We start from the raw sequence: 19513 nt of genomic DNA, 5'->3' as shown, positions 1-19513 counted from the left end.
CAAAAAACTGGATGGGCAAGACATGGCAACTCAGCAAGACGCGGTAACGCGTGCAAACTTCGATGAAGTGATTCTGCCAATTTACGCACCGGCCGAGTTTATCCCGGTGAAGGGAAAAGGCAGTCGTGTGTGGGATCAGCAGGGTAAAGAGTATGTTGATTTTGCAGGTGGAATTGCGGTAACTGCGTTAGGACACTGCCATCCCGCGCTGGTAGAAACGTTGAAAACGCAGGGTGAAACGCTGTGGCATATCAGCAATGTGTTCACCAACGAACCGGCTCTGCGTCTGGCGCGTAAACTGATTGACGCGACTTTTGCCGAGCGCGTGGTGTTTATGAACTCCGGCACGGAAGCGAACGAAACCGCCTTTAAGCTGGCGCGTTTTTATGCATCTACTCGCCACAGTCCGTATAAAACCAAAATTATTGCCTTCCACAATGCCTTCCACGGTCGTTCGCTGTTTACCGTCACGGTTGGTGGTCAGCCGAAATATTCCGACGGCTTTGGCCCGAAACCGGCCGACATCATTCATGTGCCGTTCAACGATCTGCACGCGGTGAAAGCGGTGATGGACGATCATACCTGCGCGGTGGTGGTCGAGCCGATCCAGGGGGAAGGCGGTGTTACGGCGGCAACGCCGGAGTTTTTGCAAGGTCTGCGAGAACTGTGCGATCAGCACAAAGCATTGCTGGTGTTTGATGAAGTGCAGTGCGGCATGGGCCGTAGCGGCGATCTGTTTGCTTATATGCACTATGGTGTGACGCCGGACATCCTGACCAGTGCAAAAGCGCTGGGGGGCGGTTTCCCGATCAGCGCGATGCTGACGACCAATGAGATCGCCAGCGTGTTCCACGCCGGTTCGCACGGTTCCACCTATGGCGGCAACCCGCTGGCCTGCGCGGTAGCGGGAACGGCTTTTGACATTATCAACACGCCGGAAGTGCTCAACGGTGTGAATGCTAAACGCCAGCTTTTCGTTAAGCATTTGCAGCAGATCGGCGAAAAATATCAACTCTTCAGCGAAATTCGCGGCATGGGGCTATTGGTTGGCGCTGAATTAACTGCGCCATTCAAAGGCCGCGCACGTGATTTTCTCTATGCTGCCGCAGATGCGGGCGTAATGGTGCTGAATGCCGGTCCGGACGTAATGCGCTTTGCGCCGTCGCTGGTTATTGACGAGCAGGATATCGATGAAGGGATGCGCCGCTTTGCCAGCGCGGTAGAGAAAGTGGTTAATGGTTAAGGTGTCGGTTTAGCCAGATGCCGTGATGCGGGCGCTGACGCCATGCCACTGACGAAATGGTGTGCATGGTGTTCAGATGCCCGATAACCCGTTGTAGATGCTGTTCGAGCGTGCTCATTGGCCCGTGGGTCAACGTTTCCGGCGCTTCCAGAATATTCACATCACCGGACTCTCCCGGCCCGTCATACTCCAGCCGCTGCTGACAACGTTGCAGCGCAATCTCGCAGGACTGCAAATAGCGCTGCGCCAGCTCCGGCGTCAGCATCGTATGCTCACGCGCCAGCGTGGTCATCGCATTGATATGTTCGACAATAAATTGGCTGTGCGTGACCCACAGCTTCATATCTTCCAGATAACGGGTGTTAAAGCCGGGTTCCTGCATTGCCTGATTGAGCGAGTTAAACAGTGCATTATGTGCCTGGTTGACGCGCATACGCTGCCAGGCGAGCGGCGTGGGCTGCGGGTCATCGCTGAGGATCAGGCGAATTGCCTGCTGGTCTGTTTCCAGCGCGTCGTGGGCATTCTGGCGCAGCAGACCGCTTTGCCATTGCGGCCACAACCAGACCATACCACCAAAGGCGATCAGGCAGCCAATTAAGGTATCGATTAGCCGCGCGACAATAAATTCTTCGCCGTTTAAGGTCAGCAGTTGCAATGAGTACACCGCGGTAATGGTAAAGCCGACCATCGCCCAGCCGTAACTTTTGCGGATAATCAGATAACTGACCAGCGTAATCAATAACATGGCTGTCAGCGTAAAACCGAGCGGAACATGAAAGTGCAACGTGATCCCGGCGATCACCAGCCCGGCAAGGGTTCCTGCCGCCCGGTGGACAATGCGCACGCGTGTCGCGCCATAACCATTTTGCGTGACAAACATAATCGTCATCATGATCCAGTAGGGCTTCGGCAGATGCAGGGCGCTGCCCATCAGGCTGGCAATACTGAGCATTACGCTGATGCGCGCCGCATTACGCAGCGCGGCGGATTTCAGGGATAAATAGCTTTTCAGCGCCGGGAGCAATGGCAATCGACGCTGCTTCTCCGCCATCAGATCGCGGATGTACAGAGGCCGCTGCGTACGCAGTACGCGGGCGATGCGGCTAAAGTGCCAGGCGCAGAACTGGCCTACCGGATTATCCGGGTGCTGGCGGGCGATTTTTTCCAGCGCGCCGATTTGCTTTTCCATAGTGAAACGCGTCGGATAACGATGGTAGAGAATGTCGTCCGCCAGCACGCGTAAACGGGCGGCGACGGTCTGCGCATTCCAGCGGATAACCTGCTCGGCGTGGGTTTGTTCAACCAGTTTTTGTACTTCTTCCGGCTGGTGCAGGCTGACGGAAATATGCTCCTGCAAATCCAGCGCGACCTGGAAAACGCGCAGCAGGCGTTTGTAGTCGTTATGCTGATTGGCCGCCAGCATATGCAATTGTTGGTAGCACTGGCTTATCATATCCACCGCTTTTTGCTGGCGTGCAAGCAGCGGCGGCAGGGCTTTTTCCGGATCGGCATGCTGCGTCAGCAGGCTGTATTTGGCTTCGCAATAATCAGCCAGTTGCCGGTAGAGCAGGCTTAACGATTCGCGCAGTGGTTGTTCCCGCCACATCCAGAACCAGAACCAGTTAAACAGCCCGTACCATAGTGTGCCCAGCGCGTAAATCAGCAGCGGCTCCCACACCGGCATATTCCCGGCGAGGCTGAGCGTGAAGATGGCGGCAATCAGCGAGGCGGGCAGTAAGCGCCCGTGCAATGCGCTGATCTCAGCCGTGACGCCCAGTAGCAGGGTCAGCATGGTAAAGATCAGCGGCAGCGGAAGATCTTCCGCCAGCAACAATTGCACCGCCAGGCTGCTACCCGCAAACAGACAGCCGCCAATAATCAGGCGCTTAAAGAAACGCTTATGCGGCGTGTCGAGACCGGCAATATTGCAGCAAGCGGGAACGAGTGAGAAAAGCAGGCCCTGTTGCAGATGGCCGACTATCAGGCCAATCGCCACAGGCAGACATAACACCAGCGTTTGTCGCAGTGCGTAGTTGATTTCGGGGTGATAAATCAGCCTGCGCCACATGAGGAGAGAAAAACGGCGCGCCGGATAAACGATGCGCCGTTTTACGGATTAACGTGTTCCGTATACCACGATGGTTTTACCGTGGGCGGAGATCAGGTTCTGATCTTCCAGCATTTTCAGGATGCGGCCGACAGTCTCACGGGAGCAACCAACGATTTGGCCAATCTCCTGGCGAGTAATTTTAATCTGCATGCCGTCCGGGTGAGTCATTGCGTCCGGCTGTTTTGCCAGATTCAGCAGCGTCTGCGCGATACGGCCCGTTACGTCCAGGAACGCCAGGTTGCCGACTTTCTCCGAGGTCACCTGAAGGCGACGCGCCATCTGCGAGGAGAGGCGCATCAGAATATCCGGGTTCACCTGGATAAGCTGACGGAATTTTTTGTAGGAAATTTCGGCGACTTCACAAGCGGTCTTGGCGCGTACCCAGGCACTGCGCTCCTGACCTTCTTCGAACAAGCCCAGTTCACCGATAAAATCACCCTGATTAAGGTAAGAGAGAATCATCTCTTTACCTTCCTCATCCTTGATTAGCACTGCCACTGAGCCTTTAACGATGTAATACAGCGTTTCCGCTTTTTCACCCTGGTGAATCAGCGTGCTCTTCGACGGGTACTTATGAATGTGGCAATGAGACAAGAACCATTCGAGAGTCGGGTCTGTTTGCGGTTTGCCAAGCACCATGCGCGGTTATCCTCTGTTATAAGCTGGCTCCGAAAGCGGGGATGTAGGTTTCAGCCTGCTTCCGGGGTTGCAATCAAAGCTTCTCATGTCCTGAGAAGTGGGCCGTCAGGGTTATCTGCGGCCTCTAATCTACGATGTCATGCATACATGCGTAACATCCATTTATCTTTGTAGCATCCAGATTGTTTTAGCATAGGTTTTCACGCCTGTCTCCTGGTGTCTCGCTTCAGCATGACGCAGGTCGCCTTCCGTTGCGAGTTTTGTTATGTACGCGTAATCTGTGGAGAAAATTACTACTCCGGAGTGAATAAAATGCAGGCACGTGTGAAATGGGTTGAAGGGTTGACCTTCCTGGGTGAGTCCGCATCTGGCCACCAAATTCTGATGGACGGTAATTCCGGGGATAAAGCGCCAAGCCCGATGGAGATGGTGCTGATGGCGGCGGGCGGTTGCAGCGCAATTGACGTCGTTTCCATCCTGCAGAAAGGGCGCCACGACGTGACCGACTGCGAAGTGAAGCTGACTTCCGAGCGCCGTGAAGAAGCGCCGCGTCTGTTTACGCACATCAATCTGCACTTTATCGTCACCGGCAAAGCGCTGAAAGACGCGGCAGTTTCCCGCGCGGTGGATCTGTCGGCGGAAAAATATTGCTCTGTAGCGTTGATGCTGGAGAAGGCCGTGAAGATCACCCACTCCTACGAAGTTATCGAAGCCTGATGCCCTGGCCCGGCAATCGGCTTGCCGGGCTACTTAATCTTTTTCCCTTCCATCAGCCGTTGCACCAGCGGCGTCATAATCAATTCCATCGCCAGCCCCATCTTGCCGCCCGGTACCACCAGTGTATCCATATGGGAAATAAACGAACCTTGCAGCATCGCCAACAGCCACGGGTAATCAATGCCTTGCAAATTCTGGAAGTGAATGACCACAAAGCTTTCATCCAGCGACGGAATGCCTTTTGCGGCGAAAGGGTTAGACGTATCGACCGTCGGCACGCGCTGAAAGTTGATGTGCGTACGGGAAAACTGCGGGGTGATAAAGTTGATGTAATCTTCCATCGAACGAACCACCGAATCCATCACCGCTTCACGGGAGTGTCCGCGTTCGCTGGTATCGCGAATCAGTTTCTGGATCCACTCCAGGTTGACGATCGGCACCACGCCAACCAGTAAATCAACATGGCGCGCCACGTCATTTTGCGGGGTCACTACGCCGCCGTGCAGCCCTTCATAAAACAGCACGTCGGTGGGTTCCGGCAGCGGTTGCCAGGGCGTAAACGTGCCCGGCACCTGATTCCACGGCACCGCTTCATCGTAGGTATGCAGATATTTACGCGTTTGCCCGGTTCCGCTCTGGCCATATTCGCTAAAGGTTTGTTCAAGCAGGCTGAAGTCATTGGCATCCGGGCCAAAGTAACTGATATGCCGCCCAAGATCGCGGGCTTTGCGGATCGCCATATCCATTTCCGGACGGGTAAAGCGATGGAAGCTGTCTCCTTCCACTTCTGCGGCGTGCATATTGAGCTGGGCGAAGATTTTACGGAAGGCGACGCTGGTGGTGGTGGTTCCCGCGCCGCTGGAGCCAGTAACGGCGATGACCGGATGTTTGGCAGACATAGCAACTCCCTGAATAAAACTGTGTTTGCAGTATAGTCAGCCGCCATCTACCCGGTTAATCGTGAAACTGCCCCCGCGGCATAATGTTTACCGTCTCGTGCAGTTCCGACCACACCAGTACAGCTTCACCGCGTTGCAGTTGACGTTTAACGTCAGCGACCTTTTGTTCTAGCGAACGTTCATGTTCACCATAATCGGTGCCTTCGCGCAAGACAAAGCTCTCAATCAGATTGTTCAGCGTGTCGGCGTCAATCTCTTGCCAGGGAATAATCATGATGTTCTCAGCCAGGGGGAAAGCCAGTCCGGAATGCGCTTTTCCAGCCACATTTCTGGTCGGCGCAGCGTACCGCCGACAAAACCGACATGACCGCCGTGTTCTGTCAGTTGGTACTCAATATTCGGCGGTAAATGGCCGGCATCCGGAATAACGTTATGATCCATAAACGGATCGTCTTTGGCGTGAATGATCAGCGTCGGTTTACGGATCAACGGCAACTGCGGCATGGCGCTACAGCGGCGATAGTAATCCAGCGCATCAGCAAAGCCGTGGATCTTGGCGGTGATCAGATCGTCAAACTCGCGGATACGCCGCACTTTCCGCAGCGCAGGCAGCGTCGTTGGCAGCGAGCCGGGGTAGGCTCTTAATTTGCGTGCGGCGTTCGCTTTCAGCAAATTCAGCAGGTAACGCTGATAAAAGCGGGAAAACCCTTTTTCCATATGATAGCTGCACGCTTCCAGCATCAATGGCGCAGAGACGATCACGGCTGCATCAACGGGAAGAGAATCATCGGCTCTGGCTAACAGGCAGCCGAGCATATTGCCGCCCAGCGAATAGCCTACCGCCGCGGTCGGCGCCGGGCCGAAGGTTTCTGGCAGCCAGCGTAAAAACCAGGTGCCATCTTCGGTTTCGCCGGAGTGGTAGATGCGGTTCAGGCGGTTGGGAATGCCGCTACAGCCGCGAAAATGCATCACCACGCCCAGCCAGCCGCGCTCTTTTGCTGCATGGATCAGACCATGCGCATACGGGCTGTGCAGGCTACCTTCCAGGCCGTGAAACACGACCAGACGCGGTTTGTGTTTTGCCTGCCCGGGCTCTTCGCTCCAGGCGAGATCGACGAAGTCGCCGTCCGGCAGCTCCAGGCGCTGCCACCAGGGATCAAACTGTAAGCGGCGGCGTAGAATGCGAGGCAGCATCGTTTGTAGATGCGGATTCCGCGCACCCGGCATCGGATGAAAGTTGTGCGAATCTTCCTGATTTTCAAGAAGATTTGCAGGTGTAATATCTGCCATCGTGTTAAATCATCTCAAGAAACTGACGCTTATTATACTTGCGAATATTTAAGCTGTTTAATACTTTGCTGCTGTTGTACCGTATTACGCTCTACGGACAGCCTTATAACGATTTAATAAATCAGCAATTTTATTCCATTACTGCTGTCCGCTTTTCACTCATTGAGGACTCATTGGATGACGGAAAATACCTCGCTTGACCTTGCGGCGCCACAGCAACTCAATCAGGCAATTAACGACTTACCCGGCAGTGAAAATTTAACCCCAGCCGAGCAAACGCAAATCCAGAATATCGTTGCAGAAATTAATATTAACGATCCGGTGTTCTCGCTGGCCTTTGGCGCCAAAACCATGAACAGCATCTCGCAGTTTTCTGAATCGCTGATGCAGGAAGTCCGGGCAAAAGACGCTGGCGTGATTGGCGCGCAGCTGACCGATCTACTGATGAAAATCAAGCAGGTGGATATCAGCGCCTTCGAGCAAAAACCAGGTTTCCTCGCTTCACTACCGCTGTTGGGATCGCTGTTTAACCGGATCGAGCGCACCATGCTGGAGTACCAGACGCTGGCGAAGCAGGTCGATACCATCACCGAAAAGCTGAATGAAGCGATGGTCGATCTGCTGCGTAATATCTCGGTTCTGGAGATCCTCTTTGATCGTAACCGCGACGTTTTTCAGCAAATTACGCTGCATATCATTGCCGGCAAGCAAAAGCTGGAGCAGATCAAACAGAACGAACTACCCGTTTTGCAGGCGCAGGCGACAACCGATCCGATGAACGCACAGCGCCTTCGGGATCTACTGGAGGGTATTCAGCGCTTTGAGCGTCGTCTGCATGATTTGATGCTGTCGCGCACCATTGCGATGCAGTCCGCGCCGCAAATCCGCCTGATGCAAAGTAACAGCCAGTCCCTGGCGGAAAAGATCCAGAGCAGCATTCTTTCCACTATTCCTGTCTGGAAGAGCCAGATTGCGCTGTCGATGTCACTACAGACTCAGCGTCAGGCGGCAAAGCTGCAAAAAGACGTGGCCGATACGACCAACGACTTACTGCGCCGCAATGCGGAAATGCTGCAAACCGGAACGCTGGAAACAGCGCGTGAAGTGGAGCGTTCGGTAGTGGATATCGAAACCCTGCGTGAGGTGCAGACGCGGTTGCTCAGCACCATTGAAGACTCCGTGAAGATCGCTACCGATGCGCGCCAGCGCAGAGCCGAGGTGGAAAAAGAGTTGGTCACGATGGAAAACGATCTGCGTAGCCGCCTGGCGTCTATTGCCAACGGCGCGGTGCGTCAGCAGTAAGGCGGGAGAAAGACGATGTTCGATAAAGCAGGAATGCGGCTGGATACTATTTATAGCAAGCGTTTGAATCGGGTCGCTCTCCAGCTACTTATGTTTTTTATTGGAGCGATGTATGCCACTTATTTTGCTCCGTACGCCACGCAGGCTAATACAGGGCTGGGTAGTGAAGCGGGCGGGATAGAAACGAGCTTCGCTGCGGTGGACTGGTTTTGTTTTATTTTGCTCTGCCGCACGTTGTTCTTCGATCGTATCGCGCTGAGTGTCGGGATGCTGGCGGGCTTTTGCTGGCTTTTTGTGGGCGATGCGGTAGCGCTGCCATTTTGGGCAGGAACAATGGCGCTGTTGGTGCACATCTACAGAAGCGGGTGGAGCAAACTGGGTAAAATCCACATCTGGTATCTGTTTTTATGGTTCTCGGCCGCGTTGAAGTATGGCTCGATCTATGAATACACCGCACATCCTGTTTACCTGACGCTGTTTGCCTTGTTATTTGCCGGATACCTCCTGTACGAGCTGGCGCTGAAAGTTAACGCCCGCCGGCAACAGGACCGGTTGGCAATGTTTGCCGAAGCGGAAAGAGAGAAAGAAAAACTGGCTGATTCGGATAAAGCGCTGACGCAGCGGATATCTCGTCTGGAACAAATCAGCAATCTGCCAGGACCGCTACTGATCGAGCTTGCTCAAATCATTCATTCGGCGCAGCAGATTGTGGTGTGCATGAAGACGGACGAGCGGGATGAAGTGCCCGGACGGCGGTTTTTGGATCGCTACTTGCCGGGCGTTGAAATGATCGTGACGCAGGGGCAGTCCCTTTCAAAGCAGTTGATAGACGATGAGTTGCGCCAAAAGACGACAGAAGATCAACTGGATATGTTGATCCGCTTAAGAAGTGCTTTTCATCAGCAGCATCAGGCGCTACTGGAAAATGACACGGACGATTTTGACTCAGAGCTCAGAACGCTGGATAAACTTCTTAAAACAGACGGCTATGTGAAATAAAAACGTACCTGTACCCGCAATAACGTGGGTACAGGCCTTTTTCTTCTGCCGTTACCCACTCTCATCCCTCCCGCCATAATACTTTTCTTATCCGGCGAAACTGATCCACATCACAAATTGTTTCGTTGATTATTACTTTCAGGCTAATGATTTTATCGCCTCCTTAATTGATGCCTTTCTCAGCAACGCGCACACTGAGTTCAGTGTTAAGCAAGTCAAAATGATGAGCTGAATCAGGAGGTTAATAATGTTATCTGGGCAAACGCCAGCACAGGTATGGAACACGCGGCGCAGCGAGAAACAGCGTCGCCTGGCATCCATTCCCGTGCAGGGCAAGGTACTGCCGACCGGCGACCTTGTCGCCATGCTGGAAAAACTGATCGCCCCCGGCGACCGTGTCGTTCTCGAAGGGAACAACCAAAAGCAGGCGGATTTTCTCTCCCGCTCGCTGGCTGAAGTTAATCCGCAGAAAGTGCACGATCTGCATATGATTATGCCGAGCGTCGGCCGTAGCGAACATCTTGATATCTTCGAAAAAGGCATCGCTCGCAAGCTCGATTTCTCCTTCTCCGGTACGCAGAGCCTGCGTATTTCGCAGCTACTGGAAGATGGCCTGCTGGAAATCGGCGCCATCCACACTTACATCGAACTTTACTCCCGTCTGTACGTCGACCTGTGTCCGAACGTGGCGCTGATCGCCGGTTACAAAGCCGACCGTAAAGGTAACCTCTACACCGGCCCAAGTACCGAAGATACGCCAGCGCTGGTGGAAGCTGCCGCATTCCGCGATGGCATTGTTATTGCCCAGGTCAACGAACTGGTGGATGACGAGTGCGATCTGCCGCGCGTCGATATCCCTGGCTCGTGGATTGATTACGTGGTGGTGGCGGACAAACCGTTCTTTATCGAACCGCTGTTTACCCGCGATCCGCGTCTGATCAAGCAAGAACACATCCTGATGGCGATGATGGCGATAAAAGGCATCTATGCAGAACATCAGGTGCAGTCGCTGAACCACGGTATCGGTTTCAATACGGCGGCGATTGAACTGCTGCTGCCGACCTACGGCGAACAGCTCGGCCTGAAAGGCAAAATCTGTAAACACTGGACGCTGAACCCGCATCCGACGCTGATCCCGGCGATTGAGAGCGGCTGGGTGGAAAGTGTGCACTGCTTCGGCGGCGAGCTGGGGATGGAAGAGTATATCCGCGCGCGTCCGGACGTGTTCTTCACCGGTTCTGACGGCTCAATGCGTTCCAACCGTGCGTTCTGCCAGTTAGCTGGCCAGTACGCGGTGGATATGTTTATCGGCTCCACGTTGCAGGTTGATGGCCTGGCGAACTCCTCCACGGTCACCCGCGGTCGTCTTTCCGGCTTCGGCGGCGCGCCCAATATGGGGCATGACCCGCACGGTCGTCGCCATGCAACGCCTGCCTGGCTGAACATGATCACTGAACCGGATCCGATGCAACGCGGTAAAAAACTGGTCGTGCAGATGGTCGAAACCTTCCAGGCCGGGGCGAAACCGACCTTTGTGGAAAAACTCGACGCTGTTGAAGTGGCGAAAACCTCCGGCATGCCGCTGGCGCCCGTCATGATCTATGGCGATGACGTGACTCACGTGCTGACTGAAGAGGGGATTGCTTACCTCTATCGTGCGGAAAGCATCGAAGAGCGCCGCGCGATGGTAGCGGCGGTGGCCGGTATCACCGATATCGGTCTGGGGGTTGACGCCAAACGCGTGGCGCAACTTCGTCAGAGCGGCAAAGTGGTTTACCCGGAAGATATGGGAATTCGTCGTACTGACGCCACCCGTTCGTTGCTGGCCGCCAGCAGCGTGGCGGACCTGGTGGAATGGTCCGGCGGCCTTTACAACCCACCTGCGAAATTCCGGAGCTGGTAATGAAACTTCTGCCACGGATTGAAGCTGAAGGCGGTGCCGATTGGCTGGCGCGAGCCGCCACACAGAGTCTGATTGACGAAGCACGATTAAGCCCCAAGCCCGGTCTGGTGGACAGTCGGGGGAACGGCGCGCACCACGATTTAACGCTTGAACTGATGGAGCGTTCCGCGCACAGCCTGACCCCTACGTTTCAGGCGCTGGCGCAACAGAGCTGGTTACGGCCGGTGGATGTGGCGCTCAGACAAACCATCGGGCGATTGGGCCGCGAAGGCGAGCAGCAGATGATGGCGGCAACCGGCGGTGTGAATACGCACCGTGGCGCGATTTGGGCGCTGGGGCTGCTGGTCAGCGCTGTCGCCATGCTCGGTGGCAGCGGTTCGTCTAAGGCGATTACCGACACCGCCGCAAAGTTGGCGCAACTGCCGGACGAGGCAGCGCCGAAAGTGTTCAGTAAAGGGCTGCGCGCCACCCACCGTTATCGGGTGCCCGGCGCGCGCGAAGAAGCGCAGCAGGCGTTTCCGCACATCGTGAAGCTGGCACTGCCGCAGTTGCAGCAAAGCCGCCAGCGCGGCGGCAGCGAAACTGCCGCACGGCTGGACGCGTTGATGGCGATCATGACCTCGCTCAGCGACACCTGTGTTTTATCGCGCGCCGGTCTGGAAGGGCTGGAGACGATGCGCGCAGGCGCACGGAGTGTGTTGCAGGCAGGCGGTGTTGCCCATCCGCACGGCTGGCAAGCGCTGGCCAACCTCGACAGGCAAATGCTGGCACTGAATGCTTCACCCGGCGGCGCGGCGGATTTACTGGCCGCCACACTGTTTCTCGATCGCCTGACCACGCCTTATTTAGCGAATTAAGAGGAAGTTATGGAACATATCACGATCACTGTGCCTGCCGGCCGCGTATTGCGCGGTAAAGCACTGGCAGGCGTTGTGGGCTCCGGGGATATGGAGGTGTTATTCACCGCCGACCAGGGGCAGACACTGACAATCGATATCACCACCTCCGTGGACAACAGCCGTGGACGTTGGGAAGCACTGTTCACCCGTCTGGGACTGGTCAGCACGCTACCTGCCGGTCAGCTTGTGATTCACGATTTCGGCGCGACGCCCGGTGTGGCGCGCATCCGTATCGAACAGGTATTCGAAGAGGTGAGCTATGCGTGACGATCGCAGTTTTATCGAACTCAAAGCGCGTCAGCGCGCGCAGGCGCTGCTGGATGAAGGCAGCTACCGCGAATTGTTGGATCCGTTTGAGGGCATTATCTCCCCGTGGTTAGGGCCGCAGGGCATTGTTCCGCAGGCGGATGACGGCATGGTTGTCGCCAAAGGCACCATCAATGGTCAACCGGCTGTTGTCGTGGCGATTGAAGGCGCGTTCCAGGGCGGCAGCATGGGTGAAGTTTCCGGCGCGAAAATGGCGGCGGCGCTGGAACTGGCGGCAGAAGATAACCGCAAAGGGATCCCGACACAGGCTGTTCTGTGCCTTGAAACCGGCGGTGTTCGCTTGCAGGAAGCCAACCTCGGCCTGGCGGCGATTGCCGATATTCATGCGGCGATCGTTGACCTGCGTCGTTATACCCCGGTGGTGGGCATTGTTGCCGGTACGGTGGGCTGCTTCGGTGGGATGTCTATCGCCGCCGCGCTGTGCAGCTATCTGATCGTGACCCGCGAAGCGCGTCTCGGTCTGAACGGCCCGCAGGTGATTGAGCAGGAAGCGGGGATTGAAGAGTACGACTCCCGCGACCGTCCGTTTATCTGGAGCATGACCGGCGGTGAGGTGCGTTATCGCAGCGGGCTGGTGGATGCGCTGGTCGGCGACGGCGTGAATGCGGTGAAAAACGCGATGAATGACGCCATTGCCAAAGGCGTTCCGGCGAAACACCGCACCGATAACTACGACGATTATCTGCAACGTCTGACCCGGTTCGACACCCGTAAACAAGCGGATGCCGAACAGATCAACGCGTTATTTGCCGGGGAGGGTAAAGCATGAGTACGACAGTCAGCCGTGGTGCCTTATGGCTGGAAAAACTGGCACCGAATGCGCAACGTCTGAGCGGGCTGTGCCCGTCCGTACAGGCCGCTGATGGCCAGGTGAACGGTGAAGCGGTACGTTTTATCGCCGTGGTGCCGGATGCCAACAACCACTATCCTCGCGCCGCGAAAGGCGAAGTCGGTTTGCTGGAGGGCTGGACGCTGGCGAAAGTGGTCAGCGAAACGGTCGCTGCCGATGCTAACAGCAGCGTGAAACGCCCAATTATTGCGGTGATTGACGTGCCAAGCCAGGCTTACGGCCGTCGCGAAGAGGCATTTGGTATTCACCAGGCGCTGGCTGGCGCGGCTGCGGCGTATGCCAATGCGCGTCTGGCGGGCCACCCGGTGATTGGTCTGATCGTCGGTAAAGCGATGTCCGGGGCGTTTCTGGCCCACGGCTACCAGGCCAACCGCCTGATCGCCTTTAACGATTCCGGTGTGTTGATCCACGCGATGGGCAAAGACTCGGCGGCGCGCATTACGCTGCGCACCGTGGAAGCGCTGGAAAAACTGGCGGCGACCATTCCGCCGATGGCGTACGACATTAGCAACTATGCCACGCTGGGGCTGCTGTCGGATCTGCTGAATATCAGCAATCCGGATGCCCCTTCAGAAAGCGATCTGACGCAGGTGAAGTCCACTCTGCAACAGGCAATCAAAGACGCTCGTCAGGACACCACGTTGAAAAACCGTCTGGGTGCTGACAACCGCCGCAGCTCCGCTCTTGTGCGCGAACGCATGAAAGCAAGCTGGTAAGTAAAAAAGAAACCTGCCAGATAGCAAACCCGTGGGCGCGTACGCCGCGCCCACGCGGCATTCTGCATCTGAAAATAATAACCATCGCGCTATTTCTCTTTTTTCTTAAAGGCTTATAGGTGATCTATGACTTATGTAATTGTTCATGCCCTCGCACCCATTTTTGTCATCATGCTGTTGGGTTTCTGGGCAGGGAAGGCCAAAATGGTCGACAACAAGAATGTTTCCCTGCTGAATATCTTCGTAATGGACTTTGCCCTGCCCGCCGCGCTGTTTAGCGCGACCGTACAAACGCCGTGGGCCGGTATCATCGCCCAGTCGCCGCTGATTGTGGTGCTGGTTTTCGCTATGTGGATCACCTACGCGGCTATCTACTTCCTGGCGGTCTCTGTCTTCAAAAAATCGCCGCAGGATGCTGCCGTATTAACCCTGACAGTGGCGCTGCCGAACTACGCGGCGCTGGGGCTGCCGATCCTCGGTAGCGTACTGGGTGAAGGGTCTGCAACGTCGCTTTCCGTCGCCGTTTCCATTGCCTGCGGTTCGGTACTGATGACGCCGTTCTGCCTGCTGATCCTCGAACGTGAAAAAGCGCGTGCAGAAGGCAGCAACACAGGTTCTACGCTGGCAATGCTGCCAGTGCTGATGTGGCGTTCGGTGAAAAAACCGATTGTCTGGGGCCCGCTGCTGGGGGTTGTGCTTTCAGCGTTTGGTCTCAAAATGCCGGAATTGCTGCTGGCTTCCATCAAACCGCTTGGCCTGTCTGCGACCGCTGCGGCGCTGTTCCTGACCGGTGTGATCCTCTCGGCGCGTAAACTCGCCATCAACACGATGGTTATCTCCGCCACGATCACCAAGCTGCTGATCCAGCCCGCTATCGCCTGGGGGATTGTGCTGGTGCTGGGCCTGCATGGCTCTGTGGCTATCACCGCGATCCTGATGATTGCGCTGGCGGCTGGCTTCTTCGGCGTGGTATTTGGTAACCGCTTTGGCGTGCAGTCGCCGGATGCGGAAGCGGTGCTGCTGTTAAGTTCCGTACTGTGTATCCTGTCGCTGCCGCTGTTTATCTCGCTGACTTCAGGAATGTAATCATGACCACAACATTACGCCCGCACGATCTTCTCTGGCTTGGCGCACGCGATGCGCTGGAAGGGGTAACGGAACCCTGGGTCGATGAAGTGTGGCACGCCGGTTTACCGGTGGTGGTGCGGCGTGATGTTGTTCAGGACGGTCGAATCCCCGTTGGCGTGCGCGGTTTACGACGCGATCAGCGTGCTGCGGGGTGGGTGAAGCCAGAGCGCATTACCCGCATCGTCTCACCAGAGCAGCTTGTTGCTCCGCAGGCGCTGCTTCGTTCCCCCTTTATTTCTCAGCCGCCGGTGCAACTGGCTGCGCAGCTGGCGCAGCAGCACTGGCCGTGGGTATGGGGCGTGACCGGCAGCACCGGCTACGCGCTGGCGACGGGGATTCCGGTTATCCATGCGACCAGCGATCTTGACCTGCTGATCCGCGCTCCGCAGCCACTTTCCCACGCTGAACTTTCCCGCTGGCAGCAGCAACTGAGCGGCGGATTGTGCCGGGCGGATACCCAGCTTGAGACGCCAAATGGCGGCTTTGCGCTGGCTGAGTGGTTACGCGACGGACGGGCAATGCTGAAAACCAATCATGGGCCGCAGCTGGTTAGCGATCCGTGGTACAGGGAGGCGTAATGAAAATTCTGTTTACCTTTCCGGGGCAGGGGACGCAGCGTCCCGGTATGTTGCACGGGCTGCCAGGCACGGAACTGGCGCAAGCGCGTGAAGTATTAGGCGCGGAAGTGGATTCACTCGATACGCCGCAGGCATTAGAACATACGCGAGCCGTACAACTGGCATTGCTGATTTCCGGTGTGGCCTGGGCGCGGGAATTACAGCGCCGGGGCATGACAGTGGATATCACCTGTGGATTATCGATTGGCGCATTTCCCGCCGCGGTGGTGGCCGGCGCGCTTGATTTCCGCGATGCTCTGCAGCTTGTCGCGCTGCGTGGCGACTTGATGGAACAGGCCTGGCCGCATGGGTACGGCCTGACGGCGATTATGGGGCTGACGCTGCCTGTCGTGGAAACGCTACTCGAAGGGAGCGGGGCGTATATCGCCAACCTTAACGCGGAAACGCAGATTGTCATCGCCGGTAGTGATGAAGCGATGGCGCTGGTCGCGCAGCGTGCGCTGGCCAAAGGTGCGAACAAAGCGCAACGTCTGGCGGTCAGCGTACCTTCGCATTGTGAACTGCTGGCTGCGCCCGCGGAAAAACTGGCGCAGGCCTTTACTCACATCACGCTGAACCGGCCGCAATGCGCTTATTTAAGCGGCAGCACTGGCCGTGTGCTGTGGCAGCCGGAAAAAATTGCTGACGATCTGGCGCGTAATATGGCGCGCACCGTGCGCTGGCAGGAGGCGATGGTTGCCGCGAATGAACGCGACGCAAGGCTGGCGATTGAGATGCCGCCGGGCGGCATTCTGACCTGTCTGACGCGCCAGGCGGCGTGGAACGGCGAATGTATTTCGCTGGAAAGAAGTGGTGCGGATGTCGCGCTGCATCTGGCTAAACGACTGCGGGGATAAGTTTGCTTGCCCGATGGCGCTCCGCTTCTCGGGTTTGCAGGTCAGCGAACGGCTTGCGGGGATGGTTGATTGCCTGATGGCGCGGATCTTCGCCAGATAAGGCGCAACCGCCATCCGGCAAAAATCAGGCGTTATCCCCCAGACTGCGGGCGTACATTCGCCCTTCGGCGGCCAGCGCCAGTAAGTTGGGATCGTGCTCGCGGTTGCGGGCAAAGACAATGGCGATCAACTGCTGCATCTGATACGGTTCGGCGAGACGCTGCAACTGCAGGGAGCTTTCGTAGACCTTTTTCATTCTTCCCGGCATCAGGGAAAAACCCACGCCCGCCTGCACCAGGCTGAGCATGGAAAAGATGTCGTTAACGCGGGTGACGATTTCCGGCTCGAACCCGGCAATATGAAACGCTTCCTGAAACCCGGCGTAAGTGGCGAACCCTTCGGCCAGCGAGACAAATTTTTGCGTACGATAATCGCGCAGATCGGCCAGGTCGTCGCTTTTCAGCCCGGCGCTGGCTGGCGCAGCAAGAAAGATATCGTCATGGAACAGCGGCAGCATTTCGAAGTTGTTGTGGTCGAGTTCGCTGCCGGAGATTGAGATAAGGATTGCATCGAGCATCCCCTCTTCCAGCATATGCAGCAGCGTCTCGTTTGACCCCATAGTCAGATCCATTTCCAGATCCGGACGGCGCAATTTCATGCCCATAATAAGTCTCGGCACGGTTTCCAGCGTCAGCGAGTAAAGCGTGCCAACACGTAAACGGCCCTGACCGACGCCCGCCGTTTTCCGCGCTTCATCCAGCCCGCGCTCCATCAACTGCATGACTTCCTGGCAATACTCCATCAGCGTCCAGGCCGCAGGCAGAGGGATCAAATTGCGCCCTTTATGCACAAACAGCGGGCAACGCACATTTTCTTCCAGCGTGTGCAACGCGCGATGGACGCTGACGCCGCTCAGGTTAAGGGTTTCCGCCGCGCGGGCGATATTTCCCTTTTCCATAAACGTCATGAAAATGCCCAGCTTGCGAAACGTAATGTCGTTAGTGATATCCAGATTCATAACTCTCTCGCCCGCTGTTATCGCCCGTTATTCCCCTTGCAGCATCGCTTCCAACTGCTCGTGCGCTTCAAGCCACGCCATTTCACACTCTTCCAGACCGGCTTTCGCCGTCGCCTGTTGTTGCAGGCAGGTGGTCAGCTCGGCTTTACGGCTTTGATCGTACAACCCGCTGTCGCCGAGCTTCTCTTCGGCCTGCGCCAACTGTGCATTGAGCTTTTCCATCTCTTTTTCCAGCCGGGCGATCTCTTTACGCAGCGGCTGAGTTTGCGTGCGCAGTTCCGCTTCGCGGCGTTTTTGATCTTTACGTGCCTGAGCGCTGTTGCCGTTATCTTTTGCGGCTTCCGCGGGCTGACTTTCCTGCTTCTGCACGTCGCTCAGCCATTGCTGATAATCTTCCAGATCGCCTTCAAACGGCTCCACTTTGCCGTCGTGCACCAGGTAGAGATCGTCAGTGGTGGAGCGCAACAGGTGACGATCGTGCGAAACGACGACCAGCGCGCCTTCGAATTCGATCAACGCTTCGGTCAGCGCCTGGCGCATATCGAGATCCAGGTGGTTGGTTGGTTCATCAAGCAGCAGCAGGTTCGGGCGCTGCCAGACGATCAGCGCCAGCACCAGCCGCGCTTTTTCGCCGCCGGAGAAGCGTTCCGTCACCTCGGTAACCTTATCGCCCTGAAAACCGAAACCGCCGAGATAATCGCGCAGCTTCTGCTCCAGCTCCTGCGGCGCCAGGCGCGCAAGGTGTTGCAGCGGCGACTCATCCGCGCGTAAAAACTCCAGTTGATGCTGGGCGAAATAACCCAGCTTGATGCCTTTCGCCAGGCCGATTTCACCGCTTTGCGGCGCCAGTTCACCGGCTAACATTTTGATCAGCGTCGATTTACCTGCGCCGTTGCGCCCCAGAAGGCCAATACGCGAACCGGGTACCAGGTTCAGTTTGATGGCATTCAGAATGGTGCGATCGCCATAACCCGCGCTCACTTTTTCCATTTTCAATAACGGGTTCGGCAGGCTTTCCGGCGCGCGGAAGCTGAAATGGAACGGATTATCGACGTGCGCTGGCGCAATCAGCTCCATGCGTTCAAGCATTTTGATACGGCTCTGCGCCTGTTTGGCTTTGCTGGCTTTCGCTTTGAAGCGATCAATAAAGCTTTGCAGGTGCGCCACGCGTAGCTGCTGGCTTTCGTAAGTGGCTTGCTGCTGGGCGAGACGCGTTGCACGCTGGCGCTCGAACGAACTGTAGTTGCCGGTATATTCGAACAGGTTTTGTTGTTCGATATGCAGAATTTTGTCGACCACCGGATCGAGGAAATCGCGGTCGTGGGAGATCAGAATTAGCGTGCCCTGATAGCTCTTCAGCCACTTCTCCAGCCAGATCACCGCGTCCAGATCCAGGTGGTTCGTCGGTTCATCGAGCAGCAGCAAATCTGAACGGCAGATCAGCGCCTGCGCGAGGTTCAGACGCATACGCCAACCGCCGGAGAAATCACTCACCGGGCGATCGAGTTGCTCGTTGGTAAAGCCCAGCCCGTGCAACAGGCTGGAAGCGCGGGAACGGATAGTCCAGGCGTCGATGGCATCGAGTTTGCCGTGTACCGTGGCGATGGCATGGCCGTCGTTGCGCTCGTTAGCGCTGTTCAGCTCGGCTTCCAGTTGGCGATATTCACGATCGCCATCTATTACATAGTCTATCGCCGCCTCGTTCAGGGCCGGGGTTTCCTGATTCACCCACGCCAGTTGCCAGGTGCCCGGAAACGTGACGCTGCCGCCATCGGCGCTTATCTCGTTTTTCAGCAGCGACAGCAGCGTTGATTTGCCGCAGCCGTTTTTACCCACCAGACCGACTTTCTGGCCCGGGTTAATGGTGGCCGTGGCGTTATCCAGCAGGACACGCACACCGCGACGAATTTGTAACGAGGAGAAAACAATCATAAGGCGCCGTATGTTCAGACTATGTTAA

At 56.4% G+C, this 19513-nt stretch carries 19 protein-coding genes; 12 read left to right on the top strand and 7 right to left on the bottom strand.

What is annotated here, in order from left to right:
* Positions 1–22 precede the first annotated feature (22 nt).
* Entirely contained in the window at positions 23–1243 is a 1221-nt protein-coding gene (locus C0557_RS23900; protein WP_208661634.1) for an aspartate aminotransferase family protein, read from the top strand.
* Here the strand turns inward: C0557_RS23900 and C0557_RS23895 are convergent.
* Complete coding sequence (locus tag C0557_RS23895; protein ID WP_208661626.1) at positions 1233–3311, bottom strand: YccS/YhfK family putative transporter; 2079 nt, start codon at positions 3309–3311, stop codon at positions 1233–1235. The genes C0557_RS23900 and C0557_RS23895 overlap by 11 nt on opposite strands.
* Before the next feature lie 48 nt (positions 3312–3359).
* Positions 3360–3992: a cAMP-activated global transcriptional regulator CRP gene (gene crp, locus C0557_RS23890; protein ID WP_000242758.1), complete on the bottom strand. Its 633-nt coding sequence runs from the start codon at positions 3990–3992 to the stop codon at positions 3360–3362.
* Between the two features lie 312 nt (positions 3993–4304).
* On the opposite strand from crp, the gene C0557_RS23885 reads away from it, so the two are divergent.
* Positions 4305–4709: an OsmC family protein gene (locus C0557_RS23885; protein ID WP_007369771.1), complete on the top strand. Its 405-nt coding sequence runs from the start codon at positions 4305–4307 to the stop codon at positions 4707–4709.
* A 29-nt stretch (positions 4710–4738) separates the two neighbouring features.
* Here C0557_RS23885 and C0557_RS23880 read toward each other — a convergent pair whose 3' ends face one another.
* From C0557_RS23880 to C0557_RS23870, 3 genes are read right to left on the bottom strand one after another with little or no spacing between them, the layout of a single operon-like run.
* A complete protein-coding gene (locus tag C0557_RS23880) occupies positions 4739–5608 on the bottom strand; it encodes a phosphoribulokinase (protein WP_074775870.1) in 870 nt (289 codons plus the stop codon).
* Between the two features lie 55 nt (positions 5609–5663).
* Positions 5664–5882 (bottom strand): YheU family protein, encoded by a 219-nt coding sequence (locus tag C0557_RS23875; protein WP_043956310.1) that lies wholly within the window; start codon positions 5880–5882, stop codon positions 5664–5666.
* Positions 5879–6898: a hydrolase gene (locus C0557_RS23870; RefSeq protein WP_208661623.1), complete on the bottom strand. Its 1020-nt coding sequence runs from the start codon at positions 6896–6898 to the stop codon at positions 5879–5881. Before C0557_RS23870 ends, C0557_RS23875 begins: the two co-directional genes overlap by 4 nt.
* 177 nt (positions 6899–7075) lie before the next feature.
* Here C0557_RS23870 and C0557_RS23865 point away from each other — a divergent pair, with 177 nt between their 5' ends.
* From C0557_RS23865 to mdcH, 10 genes are all read left to right on the top strand, one after another.
* On the top strand, positions 7076–8200 hold the full coding sequence (locus tag C0557_RS23865; RefSeq protein ID WP_208661621.1) for a toxic anion resistance protein: 1125 nt from the start codon (positions 7076–7078) through the stop codon (positions 8198–8200).
* Between the two features lie 15 nt (positions 8201–8215).
* Positions 8216–9199, top strand: a complete 984-nt coding sequence (locus C0557_RS23860) for a 5-bromo-4-chloroindolyl phosphate hydrolysis family protein (protein WP_208661619.1) — start codon at positions 8216–8218, stop codon at positions 9197–9199.
* Positions 9200–9446: 247 nt separating this feature from the next.
* Positions 9447–11102: a malonate decarboxylase subunit alpha gene (gene mdcA / locus C0557_RS23855; protein ID WP_043956313.1), complete on the top strand. Its 1656-nt coding sequence runs from the start codon at positions 9447–9449 to the stop codon at positions 11100–11102.
* Entirely contained in the window at positions 11102–11959 is an 858-nt protein-coding gene (locus C0557_RS23850) for a triphosphoribosyl-dephospho-CoA synthase (RefSeq protein WP_208661617.1), read from the top strand. Before mdcA ends, C0557_RS23850 begins: the two co-directional genes overlap by 1 nt.
* A gap of 9 nt (positions 11960–11968) precedes the next feature.
* Entirely contained in the window at positions 11969–12268 is a 300-nt protein-coding gene (mdcC, locus tag C0557_RS23845) for a malonate decarboxylase acyl carrier protein (RefSeq protein ID WP_035888973.1), read from the top strand.
* Positions 12261–13097, top strand: coding sequence for a biotin-independent malonate decarboxylase subunit beta (locus C0557_RS23840; RefSeq protein ID WP_035888974.1), 837 nt, complete (start codon positions 12261–12263; stop codon positions 13095–13097). The genes mdcC and C0557_RS23840 overlap by 8 nt, the downstream gene beginning before the upstream one ends.
* Positions 13094–13894, top strand: a complete 801-nt coding sequence (gene mdcE / locus C0557_RS23835) for a biotin-independent malonate decarboxylase subunit gamma (protein WP_208661609.1) — start codon at positions 13094–13096, stop codon at positions 13892–13894. The genes C0557_RS23840 and mdcE overlap by 4 nt, the downstream gene beginning before the upstream one ends.
* A 126-nt stretch (positions 13895–14020) precedes the next feature.
* Entirely contained in the window at positions 14021–14980 is a 960-nt protein-coding gene (locus tag C0557_RS23830) for an AEC family transporter (RefSeq protein WP_208661607.1), read from the top strand.
* Positions 14981–14982: 2 nt separating this feature from the next.
* Complete coding sequence (locus tag C0557_RS23825; protein WP_208661605.1) at positions 14983–15600, top strand: malonate decarboxylase holo-ACP synthase; 618 nt, start codon at positions 14983–14985, stop codon at positions 15598–15600.
* Complete coding sequence (gene mdcH / locus C0557_RS23820) at positions 15600–16496, top strand: malonate decarboxylase subunit epsilon (protein WP_208661603.1); 897 nt, start codon at positions 15600–15602, stop codon at positions 16494–16496. Before C0557_RS23825 ends, mdcH begins: the two co-directional genes overlap by 1 nt.
* A gap of 124 nt (positions 16497–16620) precedes the next feature.
* Here the strand turns inward: mdcH and C0557_RS23815 are convergent, their stop codons facing one another.
* Entirely contained in the window at positions 16621–17553 is a 933-nt protein-coding gene (locus tag C0557_RS23815; protein ID WP_208661594.1) for a LysR family transcriptional regulator, read from the bottom strand.
* A gap of 27 nt (positions 17554–17580) precedes the next feature.
* Positions 17581–19485 carry an ABC transporter ATP-binding protein gene (locus C0557_RS23810; protein ID WP_208661592.1) on the bottom strand — a complete coding sequence of 635 codons (1905 nt, stop codon included), beginning with the start codon at positions 19483–19485 and terminating at the stop codon, positions 17581–17583.
* Between the last annotated feature and the right edge of the window lie 28 nt (positions 19486–19513).

It is taken from the genome of Kosakonia sp. MUSA4 (assembly GCF_013085925.1).
In the GTDB taxonomy this organism is placed as follows: domain Bacteria; phylum Pseudomonadota; class Gammaproteobacteria; order Enterobacterales; family Enterobacteriaceae; genus Kosakonia; species Kosakonia sacchari_B.
The sequence above is the reverse complement of the archived record's forward strand: the minus strand, read 5'-3'. Positions and strand labels throughout refer to the sequence as shown.

Excerpts from the sequence above, each read along its gene's own strand:
- C0557_RS23900 (WP_208661634.1), top strand. The coding sequence starts at position 23 with ATGGCAACTCAGCAAGACGCGGTAACGCGTGCAAACTTCGATGAAGTG.
- C0557_RS23895 (WP_208661626.1), bottom strand. The coding sequence starts at position 3,311 with ATGTGGCGCAGGCTGATTTATCACCCCGAAATCAACTACGCACTGCGA.
- crp (WP_000242758.1), bottom strand. The coding sequence starts at position 3,992 with ATGGTGCTTGGCAAACCGCAAACAGACCCGACTCTCGAATGGTTCTTG.
- C0557_RS23885 (WP_007369771.1), top strand. The coding sequence starts at position 4,305 with ATGCAGGCACGTGTGAAATGGGTTGAAGGGTTGACCTTCCTGGGTGAG.
- C0557_RS23880 (WP_074775870.1), bottom strand. The coding sequence starts at position 5,608 with ATGTCTGCCAAACATCCGGTCATCGCCGTTACTGGCTCCAGCGGCGCG.
- C0557_RS23875 (WP_043956310.1), bottom strand. The coding sequence starts at position 5,882 with ATGATTATTCCCTGGCAAGAGATTGACGCCGACACGCTGAACAATCTG.
- C0557_RS23870 (WP_208661623.1), bottom strand. The coding sequence starts at position 6,898 with ATGGCAGATATTACACCTGCAAATCTTCTTGAAAATCAGGAAGATTCG.
- C0557_RS23865 (WP_208661621.1), top strand. The coding sequence starts at position 7,076 with ATGACGGAAAATACCTCGCTTGACCTTGCGGCGCCACAGCAACTCAAT.
- C0557_RS23860 (WP_208661619.1), top strand. The coding sequence starts at position 8,216 with ATGTTCGATAAAGCAGGAATGCGGCTGGATACTATTTATAGCAAGCGT.
- mdcA (WP_043956313.1), top strand. The coding sequence starts at position 9,447 with ATGTTATCTGGGCAAACGCCAGCACAGGTATGGAACACGCGGCGCAGC.
- C0557_RS23850 (WP_208661617.1), top strand. The coding sequence starts at position 11,102 with ATGAAACTTCTGCCACGGATTGAAGCTGAAGGCGGTGCCGATTGGCTG.
- mdcC (WP_035888973.1), top strand. The coding sequence starts at position 11,969 with ATGGAACATATCACGATCACTGTGCCTGCCGGCCGCGTATTGCGCGGT.
- C0557_RS23840 (WP_035888974.1), top strand. The coding sequence starts at position 12,261 with ATGCGTGACGATCGCAGTTTTATCGAACTCAAAGCGCGTCAGCGCGCG.
- mdcE (WP_208661609.1), top strand. The coding sequence starts at position 13,094 with ATGAGTACGACAGTCAGCCGTGGTGCCTTATGGCTGGAAAAACTGGCA.
- C0557_RS23830 (WP_208661607.1), top strand. The coding sequence starts at position 14,021 with ATGACTTATGTAATTGTTCATGCCCTCGCACCCATTTTTGTCATCATG.
- C0557_RS23825 (WP_208661605.1), top strand. The coding sequence starts at position 14,983 with ATGACCACAACATTACGCCCGCACGATCTTCTCTGGCTTGGCGCACGC.
- mdcH (WP_208661603.1), top strand. The coding sequence starts at position 15,600 with ATGAAAATTCTGTTTACCTTTCCGGGGCAGGGGACGCAGCGTCCCGGT.
- C0557_RS23815 (WP_208661594.1), bottom strand. The coding sequence starts at position 17,553 with ATGAATCTGGATATCACTAACGACATTACGTTTCGCAAGCTGGGCATT.
- C0557_RS23810 (WP_208661592.1), bottom strand. The coding sequence starts at position 19,485 with ATGATTGTTTTCTCCTCGTTACAAATTCGTCGCGGTGTGCGTGTCCTG.